Annotated in this window: 17 protein-coding genes; 7 read left to right on the plus strand and 10 right to left on the minus strand. The window is 44.1% G+C overall.

Features of this window, described 5'->3' with window-relative positions:
* Positions 1-6: 6 nt before the first annotated feature.
* From ABMY45_RS01850 to rpoE, 4 genes are read right to left on the minus strand one after another with little or no spacing between them, the layout of a single operon-like run.
* Positions 7-465: a SoxR reducing system RseC family protein gene (locus tag ABMY45_RS01850; RefSeq protein ID WP_010606761.1), complete on the minus strand. Its 459-nt coding sequence runs from the start codon at positions 463-465 to the stop codon at positions 7-9.
* Complete coding sequence (locus ABMY45_RS01855; RefSeq protein WP_010371273.1) at positions 462-1,412, minus strand: MucB/RseB C-terminal domain-containing protein; 951 nt, start codon at positions 1,410-1,412, stop codon at positions 462-464. Before ABMY45_RS01855 ends, ABMY45_RS01850 begins: the two co-directional genes overlap by 4 nt.
* A complete protein-coding gene (locus ABMY45_RS01860) occupies positions 1,413-2,024 on the minus strand; it encodes an RseA family anti-sigma factor (RefSeq protein WP_174170031.1) in 612 nt (203 codons plus the stop codon).
* Between the two features lies 1 nt (position 2,025).
* Positions 2,026-2,607 (minus strand): RNA polymerase sigma factor RpoE, encoded by a 582-nt coding sequence (gene rpoE / locus ABMY45_RS01865; RefSeq protein ID WP_010371267.1) that lies wholly within the window; start codon positions 2,605-2,607, stop codon positions 2,026-2,028.
* A gap of 297 nt (positions 2,608-2,904) precedes the next feature.
* Between rpoE and nadB the strand changes: the two genes are divergently transcribed.
* Positions 2,905-4,506 (plus strand): L-aspartate oxidase, encoded by a 1,602-nt coding sequence (gene nadB / locus ABMY45_RS01870; protein WP_349288322.1) that lies wholly within the window; start codon positions 2,905-2,907, stop codon positions 4,504-4,506.
* Between the two features lie 57 nt (positions 4,507-4,563).
* Here nadB and ABMY45_RS01875 read toward each other — a convergent pair whose 3' ends face one another.
* Positions 4,564-4,977 carry a protein YgfX gene (locus ABMY45_RS01875; protein WP_349288323.1) on the minus strand — a complete coding sequence of 138 codons (414 nt, stop codon included), beginning with the start codon at positions 4,975-4,977 and terminating at the stop codon, positions 4,564-4,566.
* On the minus strand, positions 4,958-5,209 hold the full coding sequence (locus ABMY45_RS01880) for a succinate dehydrogenase assembly factor 2 (RefSeq protein WP_349288324.1): 252 nt from the start codon (positions 5,207-5,209) through the stop codon (positions 4,958-4,960). The genes ABMY45_RS01875 and ABMY45_RS01880 overlap by 20 nt, the downstream gene beginning before the upstream one ends.
* 160 nt (positions 5,210-5,369) lie before the next feature.
* Here ABMY45_RS01880 and ygfZ point away from each other — a divergent pair, with 160 nt between their 5' ends.
* Together ygfZ and ABMY45_RS01890 are read left to right on the plus strand one after the other, a co-directional pair.
* Complete coding sequence (gene ygfZ, locus ABMY45_RS01885; protein WP_349288325.1) at positions 5,370-6,281, plus strand: tRNA-modifying protein YgfZ; 912 nt, start codon at positions 5,370-5,372, stop codon at positions 6,279-6,281.
* Positions 6,282-6,292: 11 nt separating this feature from the next.
* The gene (locus ABMY45_RS01890) at positions 6,293-6,778 is read left to right on the plus strand and encodes a peptidylprolyl isomerase (RefSeq protein WP_010371256.1); all 486 of its coding nucleotides are present in this window, start codon (positions 6,293-6,295) and stop codon (positions 6,776-6,778) included.
* Between the two features lie 31 nt (positions 6,779-6,809).
* Here the strand turns inward: ABMY45_RS01890 and ABMY45_RS01895 are convergent, their stop codons facing one another.
* From ABMY45_RS01895 to ABMY45_RS01905, 3 genes are read right to left on the minus strand one after another with little or no spacing between them, the layout of a single operon-like run.
* Complete coding sequence (locus ABMY45_RS01895) at positions 6,810-7,259, minus strand: hypothetical protein (RefSeq protein WP_010606754.1); 450 nt, start codon at positions 7,257-7,259, stop codon at positions 6,810-6,812.
* Between the two features lie 11 nt (positions 7,260-7,270).
* The gene (locus tag ABMY45_RS01900) at positions 7,271-8,098 is read right to left on the minus strand and encodes a DUF481 domain-containing protein (protein WP_174170027.1); all 828 of its coding nucleotides are present in this window, start codon (positions 8,096-8,098) and stop codon (positions 7,271-7,273) included.
* A 17-nt stretch (positions 8,099-8,115) separates the two neighbouring features.
* Positions 8,116-8,433 carry a DUF440 family protein gene (locus tag ABMY45_RS01905; RefSeq protein WP_102057123.1) on the minus strand — a complete coding sequence of 106 codons (318 nt, stop codon included), beginning with the start codon at positions 8,431-8,433 and terminating at the stop codon, positions 8,116-8,118.
* 192 nt (positions 8,434-8,625) lie between these two features.
* Here ABMY45_RS01905 and ABMY45_RS01910 point away from each other — a divergent pair, with 192 nt between their 5' ends.
* The 4 genes from ABMY45_RS01910 to ABMY45_RS01925 all read left to right on the plus strand — a co-directional run bounded on the left by ABMY45_RS01910 (position 8,626) and on the right by ABMY45_RS01925 (position 11,424).
* Entirely contained in the window at positions 8,626-9,423 is a 798-nt protein-coding gene (locus ABMY45_RS01910) for a crotonase/enoyl-CoA hydratase family protein (protein ID WP_349288326.1), read from the plus strand.
* 111 nt (positions 9,424-9,534) lie between these two features.
* Entirely contained in the window at positions 9,535-9,903 is a 369-nt protein-coding gene (locus ABMY45_RS01915; RefSeq protein WP_174170025.1) for a CidA/LrgA family protein, read from the plus strand.
* Between the two features lies 1 nt (position 9,904).
* On the plus strand, positions 9,905-10,585 hold the full coding sequence (locus ABMY45_RS01920) for an LrgB family protein (RefSeq protein WP_211200811.1): 681 nt from the start codon (positions 9,905-9,907) through the stop codon (positions 10,583-10,585).
* Between the two features lie 17 nt (positions 10,586-10,602).
* Entirely contained in the window at positions 10,603-11,424 is an 822-nt protein-coding gene (locus ABMY45_RS01925) for a mechanosensitive ion channel domain-containing protein (RefSeq protein ID WP_349288327.1), read from the plus strand.
* A gap of 42 nt (positions 11,425-11,466) precedes the next feature.
* On the opposite strand, the gene ABMY45_RS01930 is transcribed toward ABMY45_RS01925, so the two are convergent.
* A complete protein-coding gene (locus ABMY45_RS01930) occupies positions 11,467-12,363 on the minus strand; it encodes a mechanosensitive ion channel domain-containing protein (RefSeq protein ID WP_349288328.1) in 897 nt (298 codons plus the stop codon).
* Positions 12,364-12,367 lie beyond the last annotated feature (4 nt).

The raw sequence follows: 12,367 nt of genomic DNA on the forward strand, positions 1-12,367 counted from the left end.
TACATTTTATTTAGTACAATCACCATCTATTTGCGTTATTGGTAGGCTAATTGGGTAAATTTTTATCACTTTTACCTGATGTTTGAGTTTATCCCCTTGGACTCTGGCGAAAAATAAACCGAGTGCTGCACTCGTAAATGCAATAAGTATCTGCAAAGGTTCATTGAGACCAAGTACGAGGGCTGCGATAAACATGCCGGCAAAAGCAAAAAGTAATGGCATCATGTAAACATAAAACGCATGTTTCACCACATTAGAGTCGTCTAATGCCAACTTAATTTTTTGGCCAATTTCGACAGATTCCGTCAAATCTACAGGGAATTGTTTTTTGTGGGTGCCAAAGAGTTTGGCGAATACTTGGGAGCCGCATTTGCCGTTACAGCCTTCACAAGCGGGTTTTGGCTGCGCTTCTAAGTAGACAGTTGCGCCTTTTATGGCGGCAACTGTCAGAGTTTGTTCTATCATAAAGGTCTTTTCACAGACTCAGCGATTGCTTTTGCGGTCATTGCTGGAATATTTCCAACTACGGATACGTCAAACGCACCTGTGTTGTGTACGTACACCGTTGTTGCACCTGACGAGAGCGCTCCACTTGGGCGCTGGCCCGGTAAAGGACGTTGTACAAATACCGAAATATCAACAAGGCCATCGGAAAACAAGTAGTAGTCTGCCAGCTCATTGTTTAAATCTAACTTATGTCTGTCAGATTTTAGCAGCTCAAAGCCCTGAGGTAACCAACCAATTTGCCAATTGTTTTTTGTGCCATTCTCAAGTGTCTTCAACAACCCAGATACGGCTTCAGGAAACTGTTTTTGTGAAAGTTCTAACAATTGCTCGGCCGGAGTTTCAGTCACGCTGATATGGGTAAGCTGAAGCTGTTCTAACAATTCGCCTTGTTGGTTTACGTAAGCGGATTTTAGCAACAGAGATGACTCGGTATCGATCCACAACCAATAGTTGTATTTAGCGTCGTCCTTTGCTTCTAACCTGACAAGCTGAGCAGGTCTGTCAACAATCCGACCTTTACCACCTAAGACAAAATCATAGCTTTCTTTGAGGCTGTCGATATTTTTGAATAAAACTTCGGGAATAGGACCTGCTATCGAATCTGTTTGGATGGTGTAAGGCTCAGACTTTGGTTCAAAATAAGTCACTTTGTCACCAATGCGGATCATTTCAAGTCCAGCACCATTGAGCAAACTTAAAAGCTCAAATTCAGTCCCATCTTGGTTACCATGAAGCCAACGGTAAGGCTCCATAGATTTTCCTTTCACCACGACAAACGATGCATCAAAGTTTCTATGATGCACCGCTTCGGCCATGTCTTTTAGCAGTTGTTTGGCTGATACGCTTTCATTTGCCCACAGCCAACTAGAGAAAAATACACTTACTACAACTAACAGTGCTCTCATTTATTGCTCTTTTTCCTCTTGCTTTTCAGCGGTGCTGTTTTCACCAGATTGCTGCAGCGCATACGCCATGCGTGACTGTCTTTGGTGCTCTAACACCAATGCACCAATACGTTGCTGCTGTAACTCTCTAATGCCTTTAGCCGCTGATTCAAGCGCAGGCTCAGTTGATAAGCTCACAGGAGAAACGCCTCCAGCAAAAGGAGTAGATTGCAACTGTAACGTATCGCCCGCAGGTAAAGTCGCATCTGTGCTTAGCGTATTGACCCCAAGCACAGCAAACAATGACACACTTGCCGCGATAGCCACTTGTGCAAACGGCTTACGCCATGTACTTAGCTCAATCACATTGCTCTTCGGCGTCGTTTCTTTCACTTGCTCAAGGGCCGGCTCACTATACGTTTGCTCTTGCTCAAGTGCCGCTGCAAAGCTGCTGGTGATATCAATGCAAAGTGTGTCTTGCTTTTGACTACGCATTACATCACCAATCAAGGCATACCGAGCAAACTTTTGTTCGTCTAAACGAACATCAGTTTCAGCGTTGAGTGACAGATCACCGTCAAAAATTTGCGATGTCGTTAAATCTTCTGTCACTTGTTTTTCAGCTTGTGCCATATTAAGACTCACCTATTAATGGGTTCAAATTGTTATCTATCGCTTCCCTTGCGCGAAAAATTCTCGAACGAACTGTACCTACCGGACAATCCATAATGACAGCTATTTCCTCGTAGCTCATACCTTCGATTTCACGCAAAGTAATTGCGGTTTTTAAATCGTCAGGCAAGCGCTCGATAGTTTTGAAAATCACTGCTTTCACTTCGTCGCTTAACAATAGATTTTCCGGTGAAGCGTTCGATCTTAATTGGTCTGCACCATCATAAAACTCAGCTTCTTCCGCATCTACGTCGTTTGCTGGCGGCTTTCGACCAAGCGCCACCAAATAATTTTTTGAACAGTTAACCGCGATTCTATACAACCAAGTATAAAATGCGCTCTCGCCCCTAAAGTTAGGCAACGCTCGATAAGCTTTAATGAACGTTTCCTGTGCCACATCTGCCACATCGCCTTGATTCGCTACATAACGAGAAATCAGCGCTGCGACTTTATTTTGATACTTGGCAACTAACAGGTTGAATGCGTTTTTATCTCCCTGTTGAACGCGTTTAACTATATCTAGATCTAAATCCTGCTCGCTCATTCGAGCCGGTACTCCTCTTTTTGCTTTTCTAAATCGTATCTAGTTGCCATCATTCACAGCTACTCTGACTTAGTACTGAATAAAAAGTTCTGTTTTTTTGTATTTTTTTTTAAAATAAACGAATTCATCCATCTTTGCGTACTAGTTTCTTGGCTGCTTTTTAGCATTATTCCATTAGCAGTCACACAAAATGTTCTAAATGATTCTCATTAAACGGAACAAACTCTCTGCCTTCTATGATAGCAGATGTGGTATAAATAGCAGAATTAAACGCAAAAACAGTAAAGATCTTCGAATATGAAAAATACGACTCACCACAATACTGATGTAGTCATTATTGGCAGTGGCGCTGCTGGACTCTCTCTTGCGCTCTCTTTAGCAAACCACTGTAAAGTTACCGTGATAAGCAAAGGGGCGTTAAAAGAAGGCTCCACACTTTATGCTCAGGGTGGCATTGCCGCAGTATTCGATAAGAAAAATGACAGTATCGAATCACATGTCGAAGACACACTTGCGGCAGGCGCTGGCTTATGTGACCGCGATGCGGTGCACTATACCGCCTCAAATGCAAAAAATTGCTTGAAGTGGCTGATTGAGCAAGGCGTACCATTTGATATGGAAGTGGATAGCAAAGGGAAAGAGCGCTTTCATTTAACCCGCGAAGGTGGACATTCACATCGTCGTATATTGCACGCAGCTGATGCAACGGGTAAAGCCGTTCAAACCACATTAATTAGCCAAGTACAGTTACACCCAAAAATTAATATACTAGAGCAATACAACGCCATCGATCTCATTAAAGATAAATATGGTGACTCAAGCGATATCAAAGGCGTTTACGTCTATAATCGCAAAGCGGATAGAGTTGAGAGCATCTCGGCTAAGTTTGTCGCTTTAGCAACGGGTGGCGCAAGTAAAGTCTACTTGTATACCTCAAATCCAGATGTTTCTTCGGGTGACGGCATCGCAATGGCGTGGCGTGCGGGTTGTCGTGTGGCCAACATGGAGTTTAACCAATTTCATCCAACCAGCTTATACCACCCTGAGCTACAAAACTTTTTAATAACCGAAGCCATGCGCGGTGAAGGCGCGCTGCTTAAACGTCCTGACGGCACACGCTTTATGCCTGACTTTGATGAGCGCGAAGAACTCGCCCCTCGCGATGTAGTCGCCCGTGCCATCGACTATGAGATGAAACGATTGGGTGCAAATTGCGTCTATCTGGATATCTCACATAAAGACAAAGAGTTCATCATTGAGCACTTCCCTACGATTTATGCTAAGTGCTTAAGTGTTGGTTTAGATATCACCAAAGAGCCAATCCCCGTAGTGCCAGCGGCGCATTATACCTGCGGTGGTGTTATGACTGACTTTAACGGTCGTACTGACATCGACAATTTATATGCAATCGGCGAAGTGGCTTACACAGGTCTACACGGCGCAAACCGCATGGCGAGTAACTCGTTGTTAGAATGCATTGTGTTTGCCCACGCAGCCGCAAAAGATATTTTAGCTAAAATCGATAATCGTCCTGAGCCATCTAAGTTACCAGATTGGGACGAAAGCCGTGTAAGCGACTCGGACGAAGAAGTAGTGATCACCCACAACTGGCACGAACTTAGATTGTTTATGTGGGATTATGTTGGCATCGTTCGCTCAACTAAACGGTTAGAACGTGCGCTACGCCGCGTTGAGTTATTGCAGCAAGAGATCCACGATTATTACGCCAACTTTAGAGTGAGTAACAACCTGCTCGAATTACGTAACTTAGTACAAGTAGCCGAACTGATTATTCGCAGCGCGTTAGAACGTAAAGAAAGCCGCGGACTGCACTACACCATTGACTTCCCAGACATGGCTGAAAACCCCACACCGACCGTTTTGTCACCGACAAAATAATAATATTTGCATGTAGAGCATGTGCTGATTTTTATCGCCATGCTCTGGTCGCTGTTTCTAATTGGCTTGCAGCGCAGTGCGACAAAGTAAACGCCAGTCCGCTTCTGGTATTGCCTGTCGAGTCAAAAATATCTGCTGCTTAGCTTGGTTCGCATCCATGATTTTTAGCGCTATTTGACTATCAAACCATATGGTGGCACCAATAAGCTGCCCTTTGCAATTTATCGTTTGCGACTGTATTTCAATGAAGTTTTCCTTCGGGAGCATGAGTACAGTACCTGCCTTTGGCGTACGAGATAAAACAGTTTGCCAACTGCAATAACCCGTCACGGCGAATACGATTGCGACTAACCACCACAGCGCAGGAAACAGCAGAAAAAGGATAAAAGCGAGGCAAGAAAAAAGAACCACAAAGAAGGTGTGGTTCTGAAGATTGTGTTGAAAGTCGATTCTATACGCGGATCCGATCAAGGATTAACTTAACCATGCGGTTTAGCTCTGGATCTGGACATTCTTCATGACCCATAAACCAAGCGAATAAATCTGGATCCTCACAGGTAACTAGACGCTGAAACACGTACTTACCTTCGTCGGATAGCGCGTCATAAGCCTGCTCAACAAACGGCTCTAAAATAACGTCCAGCTCTAACATGCCACGACGGCAAGCCCATTTAACTCGAGCTTTAGGCAGTAACTCAACCATAAACTGATTAACCCCTCATAAACTATTGAGAAAATTATACCCACTGTGCAGGACATATGCCATAAAACTTATAGAAATGGCACATTGAAATCGTCCGTCCCTATCTCCACTTATGATTTTACGGTAACATGACGAAAACACTTTAATAGGGATCAACATTATGTCAATTGCTCGTGCTTATGCGCTTCCGTTCAAGGTTATTCGCATTTCAGGACAAGATAAACTTAGCTATTTGCACGGTCAGGTTACTCAAGACATTAACCTTATCAAAGAAGATAATTTTATGTGGTCTGGGCATTGTAGCCCTAAAGGCAAACTTTGGTCTGTGTCGCGCTTAACTCGCTATCAAGACGACTACTTAATGCTTGCAGGTGTAGCCGAAGCTGAAGCATCACTTCGTGAGCTAAAAAAGTACGGCGTTTTTGCCAAAGTTGACATTGATTTTGCTGACTGCGAAGTCTTTGGCTTAATGACTCAGGACAGTAAAGCGCTTGCTACTGCCTTTGACGTTGAGCTTTCGTCTGACGCAAGCGCTGTTGATGTTGCCAACGGCAAGCTGCTAAAACTCGCAGACGAGCGCTTTGTTTTCATCGCGTTCGAAGGCGCAAGTTTACCCGCGGACGTGGAACAACAAAGCAATCCAGCACCGTTTATTGCGGCCAGCATTTTAGCAGGTGAGCCAAGCCTTGATGCAGATCACGTGGACGAATTTGTACCACAAATGGTTAACCTTCAAGCCCTTAACGGGATCAGCTTTAAGAAAGGTTGCTATACTGGTCAAGAAACCGTAGCTCGTATGCGCTATCTTGGTAAAAACAAACGTGCCATGTACATAGTGACAGGCAATGCTGCAGAGCGCATCGAAGAGGCAGACATTGAACTGCAGATTGAAGACAACTGGCGTCGTGGTGGCAAGGTTATTCAACAAACCTTTGATGCTAACAGCGGCCGTTATTATGCGCTAGCTGTGATGCCAAATGACACACCACAAGACGCGGTGCTAAGAGCAAAAAATTCACCAGAGGTGAGTCTTACTATTCAACCTCTACCTTATTCTTTAGAAGACAACTAACGGGATCTTATATGATTATTGGCCCTAACTCGGTAGTGACAATCCACTACTCAGTTCAAGACAAAGACAACAACACGATTGATAGCACATTTGATGATGAGCCTGTGATAGCGATGCTTGGCTCAGGCTATCTGATCCCAGGTCTTGATGATGCCCTACAAGGCAAACAAGCTGGTGACACTTTCAGTGTGACCATAGAGCCACAAGAAGGTTATGGTGAGCGCTTTGACGAACTGACTCAAGCTGTTCCTAAATCAATGTTTGAAGACATGGAAATCGAAGTGGGTATGCAATTTAGAGCTACCACTGATGAAGGCGACCAAATCGTTGTGATCATTGGTATCGAAGACGAAGAAGTCATTGTTGACGCGAACCACCCACTTTCTGGGATCACACTGAATTTTGACGTTGAAGTGCTTGAAGTACGTGAAGCAACAGCAGAAGAAGTTGCCCACGGCCACGTTCATGGCGAAGGCGGTTGTGGTCACGACCACTAAGATTAGTCGAGTTACTAATAGAAAGCGCTGATCATTCAGCGCTTTTTTCTTGTTTAAGTTTACTTTCCATTGCCGTAACCAAGTTAGCTTGGTCATTAGTTCCTAAGCGATATTTAGTGCCGTCCTTCATCACCACTTCGAGTGCCTTGAATCCAGCAACTGTGTATACCCAACCGTCTGTACTGATCCGCATGCCAATGCCATGACGTAGAGAATTAGTCACAGGCTGAACATAATCGATATCGTCAAACTTTAAGGTCATTTTGGCGACCGACGGTCCAAACCACCAGCTTAACGTTTGTTGCTCTTGGTTCACTTGAATGGTTAAGCCGTAAAAAATAAACGCAACAAGCGCGAGGATCACCAAAAAGCCAACAAAGGCGAGATTGCTACCAGCTAGGAAAATTGCCAATATGGTAAAACTGGCGATAAAGGCTAGAAACAGCCATATAACCCATGCAAACTGTGTATTTTTATACATCGATAGTCTTCTTAATCAAAGCTGTAAACTAATGTAGCACCAAGTTCGGTGTCTACCTTTTCTTTTTCATTTTCTGGCTGCGAATTATAACGGTAAATAAACGCAAACTTCAGCGCAATCCCGCCAATCACTTGTGTGACTAGCGCAGACTCAGCAAACAATCGGGAGTTTAAACCTGACAGCGATTGCTCAAAACTGACGTCTTGATTAAAGCGGGTACGCTTTGAAACGTTTCTTTCCCACTGCAATGCCATACGCAAAAGCTGGCCTTGCTCGGTTCTATCTTCTTCCGGTTCAAGCTCGATTTCGTTATCCACACGAGAAATGGACATACCGGGACCAACGTCGATATCTACAGTATTCTTTCGTCCCTCGTACACACGATTGCCATAACCGAGCGCAAATGTCGTGGTATATTCCTTGCCGTTAAACCTGTCACGCTCATAGTCACCGTACATAAAGAACGAAGCGTTATCGTCTCCTAGCTTGTAGTTACCTTGCGCAGAGCCAAAATAGCGCGACGCTGAGACATCTTCGACGTCTGTTTCTGTATTTTGCTCGCGGCGATAAAGGCCATTAAATTTAAATTGATTACGCCACTTGGGGAAATCTTGGTAAAGGTTACTTTTAAACTTAAATGACGTGTTTTGCGTATTACCTTTGTTAACGATAAAGCCAAATTCAACGTCGCCGTACAGCATTTCGCCCTTGTGTTTTTGATGAATTTCGTCATCGGGCATTTTGCCATATTCGTGAAAATCTTCGAATGGATCCGTAGCTAAGCTTGGTAGCGAAACCAAGCCAATTGCAAATAAGGCGAAAGTTCTAAAAAACGGCACTGGCAACTACTTTCCGGTTATTGCTTCCATATGATATGACAAAACGGTGCATCTAAATCTCTGCTAATCAAGATTTTTGCGTACACCTGATCCGAGTCATCAAACTCGATACCAACCAAAACCTGTACGAAATGCTCTGGTTCTGCTTCTTGTTCATACGCAGTGATGCTCGACCAACTCTCGTCCGGCTCACTTTCTTCAATGAAGCCACGCTCTTCACGATGTTCGTTGAACATATTAATATCGTGTTCTTCAAGATTATCCGGGGCCAACTCAAGGAAGATATCATATGCTTGGTGAGTGGCTTCTTCGATGCTACAAAGTCTCGCTGTCATGGACGCTAGCCTGTTGTTTTAAAGTTGGCGCAATGATAGCAAAATGAGGTAAAACATAAATACATAGTCGCGATAATCAAACAGAAAATAACGCTAAATGACGAACAAATTATCGGTAAAAGTTGAATGTTACGTCGCTTTTGAGTTATTACTCTAAAACTATCGCACAAAACCCGCAGGGAGCATCTCATCATGATTTTATTTTCCGAAGCGAACAACATCGCATTTGTGACCTTATCTCGACCAGAAAAACAAAACGCGCTGTCTGTTGAAATGTTTGTTGGTTTAGATAATGCAATAAAGAAAATTAGAAAAAGCAAATCAATTAGGGCTGTCGTTCTCCAAGGTGAAGGCGCACATTTTTGTGCTGGCCTAGATGTAAAAAGCGTGCTGAATAAACCTTCTAGGATCATCAAGCTACTTAAAAAGTGGTTACCTGGCAATGCTAACTTAGTACAAAGAGTCGTACTCGGCTGGCAAACTTTGCCTGTTCCTGTCATCGCCAAGATCACAGGCAATTGTTTAGGCGGAGGCTGTCATATTGCATTAGGTGCAGATATTCGTTTAGCCGACAGCAGTGCGCAGTTTGCCATTATGGAAGCCAAATGGGGACTTTGCCCTGACATGGGCGGCAGCTTACTTTTGCCTGCCACAATGAACAAGGATAAGGCATTGCTAATGACAGTCCATGCACAGCGAATAGACGCCCAGCAAGCACTAAAGGACGGTCTCATTACCGAGATCTGTGATGATGTTGACGCTAGACTCTCAGAGTTACTCTCTCAATTTACCGCACGCTCGCCAGATGCCATTGCAGCAATTAAGAAAGTGTATAATCGAGCCTACAACCAGCCCGCACGTAAACTATTGTGGTTAGAAACGTGGTCACAAATTAAATTGCTCGCCGCTAAAAATACCAAAATTGCAATGAAGAATGCCTCTGTAGCAGATGATAATAAAAAGCCATTTTTGCCTCGCATGAAGTGGTGAGGCTAGATTGAATGCCTGTTTGCCCAAAGTATAATGGTCATCGCAATACGAAAGCGTACAATGAGCCATCATACATACTAGAGCCATTACAGCGCTAAGGATTTACATTTAATGGTACACAGAGCGAAGTTGATATTACAATTTGCACTAGGCTTTGCCATCATTTTAGCGTGCCTCTTCAGCGCTAAGTGGATAATTCAGCTTAGTGCTTTACAGATCCCAGCCGCCCTACTTGGCATGGTGTTTCTTGTCATACTCCTTGCCACAAAAATCATTAAAGTAGAATGGTTAGCCCCCGCAGCAGAGCCCATCTTAAAATACATGGCGCTGTTTTTTATTCCAGCGGGAGTGGGCTTGGTAGAGCATCTCAGTTTGTTTCAATCCCAATGGCTTATGCTACTGTTATTGCTAGTTGGTGTACCAACAATAAGTCTTGTATTGTTAAGCCCTATCGTTAAGAGCATCAAGTTTCGTGATTAATATGATTATGGCGTCAGCGCTCACTGTGCTATTATTTTTTAGTGCTCGCAAACTATATCAGCGCATCTCCTTACCGATATTGAACCCTGTGCTGATCTGCATTTTGGCCATTTCGGCATTTCTACTGTTCACGAAATTCGACTACAAGGTATATCAACAAGCAACGCTACCAATTCATTACTTGTTAGAGCCAGCTGTCGTTGCACTCGCTTACCCTTTGTATAAACAATTTCACCAAATTAAACCGGTATTTTTTGCATTGTGCTTAACCAGTTGGTTGGGTGTTTCACTGTCTACGTTAAGCGCTTTTCTTATCTGCCAGTTTTTTGCAGCCGATCCGCAGCTCTCAGCTTCAATGGCGGCCCTGTCGGTTACAACACCAATCACCTTACTCATTAGTGATTATCTCGGAGGGATCCCCGCTATTGCAGCGATTATGGTGATACTAATTGGTGTATTTGGTGGCGTGTTTGGACTACATATCTTGCACTGGTGTAAAGTTGACCATATGCAAGCGAAAGGCACTGCGCTTGGTGTTGCTTGCCATGCGATAGGCACAGCCGCAGCGATAGAGCATCACCCCATGGCTGGCGCTTTTGCTTCAGCGGCGATGACAATTACCGCCATGATAACTGCACTTTGGGTGCCTTTGTTTTATCATTGGTTGGCTACTCTAATTTAATAACTCGGGATACGACTGTGATCAATCAAGAAATCGAGCAAATAGAACACTATTACAACATTATTCGAGAGTATCTGGTGACTTACAGTTTCCAATTGCTCGCTGCGATATTCATCTTCCTTCTCGGTTTGTGGTTATCAAGAAAGCTGTCTAAAGCGACTGAAAACTTGATGCTAAAACACAATATCGATCCTGCTTTAACCAACTTTATTGGCAATGTGATCAAAGTGCTTATCATTGCCATGTTTGTGATTATTTCTCTTGGCAAGGTTGGCATAAGTATCACACCGTTTGTTGCCGCCATCGGTGCCGCGTCCCTAGGTGCTGGTCTTGCGCTGCAAGGTATGCTGGCAAACTATGGCGCAGGGCTTGCCATCATTGCTACCCGCCCATTTGTGATTGGCGATACCATCAGCATCAAAGGGGTTAACGGCCAAGTTAAAATGATTGAGCTTGGACATACCACGCTCATCAACGAAGACAAAGTAGAGATCACTATCCCGAATAAACATGTGGTGGGAGAAATTCTCCATAACTCATTTGCAAACTCTCTGGTTAAAGGTGAAATAGGAATAGCTTATGATGCTGATTATCAAGGTGCATTAACGCTTATCAATCAGGTACTCGCTGATAATACTAAGGTCAGTCAAGACCCTAAGCCGCAGGTGGGGATTGAGGAATTTGCCGACAGTGCAGTGATATTGAGTTACCGCTACTGGGTGCCTACGACTTCACTTATCGAAACTAAATTAGAAGTGAATAAAGCGGTGTTTGCCGCGATTAAAAATGCGGAAATCGAAATTCCATTCCCGCAACGAGTGGTTAAAATCATTCAGTGAGTAAACTCACGAACGGCTAGCACCCTAGCCGTTATTCTACACTCAGCTTTCATCAGGCTTTTCCATAGAAAAGCCACTGCGTAAATGAAGATCGCGCTGTGGAAACGGGATCTCGATTTGATATTTGCGAAAGGCATCATCGATAGCCCAGAGGTAATCAGAAACCAGCGCCGTTGGCCGCTTTACCTGCTCAGGTTGCACCCAAACTCCTAGCGTGAAATTCAAGCTACTATCACCAAACCCTGTCATCCATACCGTTGCTTCTCGCCCCGGCGTATTCAAGGTATATTGGACATTTTTGGCCGCTTCCAATGCGGCACGCTTCACCTTCTCTTTATCGCTGCCGTAGGCCACCGAAAAAGGAATACGGAAACGACGATATTTATCTGACATTGTCCAATTGGTAATTGTATTTGACACCATTTCCGAGTTAGGAATAAGCAGGTCGACGTTGTCATTTGTACGGATCCAAGTTGAGCGCATGTGAATGGCTATCACTTCCCCCACCACCCCGTTGGTCAGCTCCACAAAGTCCCCGACTTTGACTGTTTTCTCTAGCAGTAACACCAGACCTGAGACAAAGTTATTCACCAGACCTTGTAGGCCTAAGCCAATCCCAACGCCGAGCGCACTGGCAACAAGCGCTAATTCAGTGATCTCTATTCCTAACGCCGTCAGCGCAATAATAAGACCAATAAATAACACGATGTAGTGAATGATCCTGCCTATCACATAGGCTGAGGTATGCTGGATCACCCCTTGTCTTGACGCGAGACGATTAAATGCTAGTCGCAGGATCTTGGAGATCACCAAAGTTGCAACGATCACCGCGATAAATGAGAGTGCCTCTCCCACCTCTAATGAAAATTTACCTAATGAAAATAGCTTCTGGTCAAGCCACGGAATATCTACGTCTATATCTATTGGTGCTTTTATCATGGTT

Source organism: Pseudoalteromonas sp. XMcav11-Q, assembly GCF_040104525.1.
Lineage (GTDB): Bacteria > Pseudomonadota > Gammaproteobacteria > Enterobacterales > Alteromonadaceae > Pseudoalteromonas.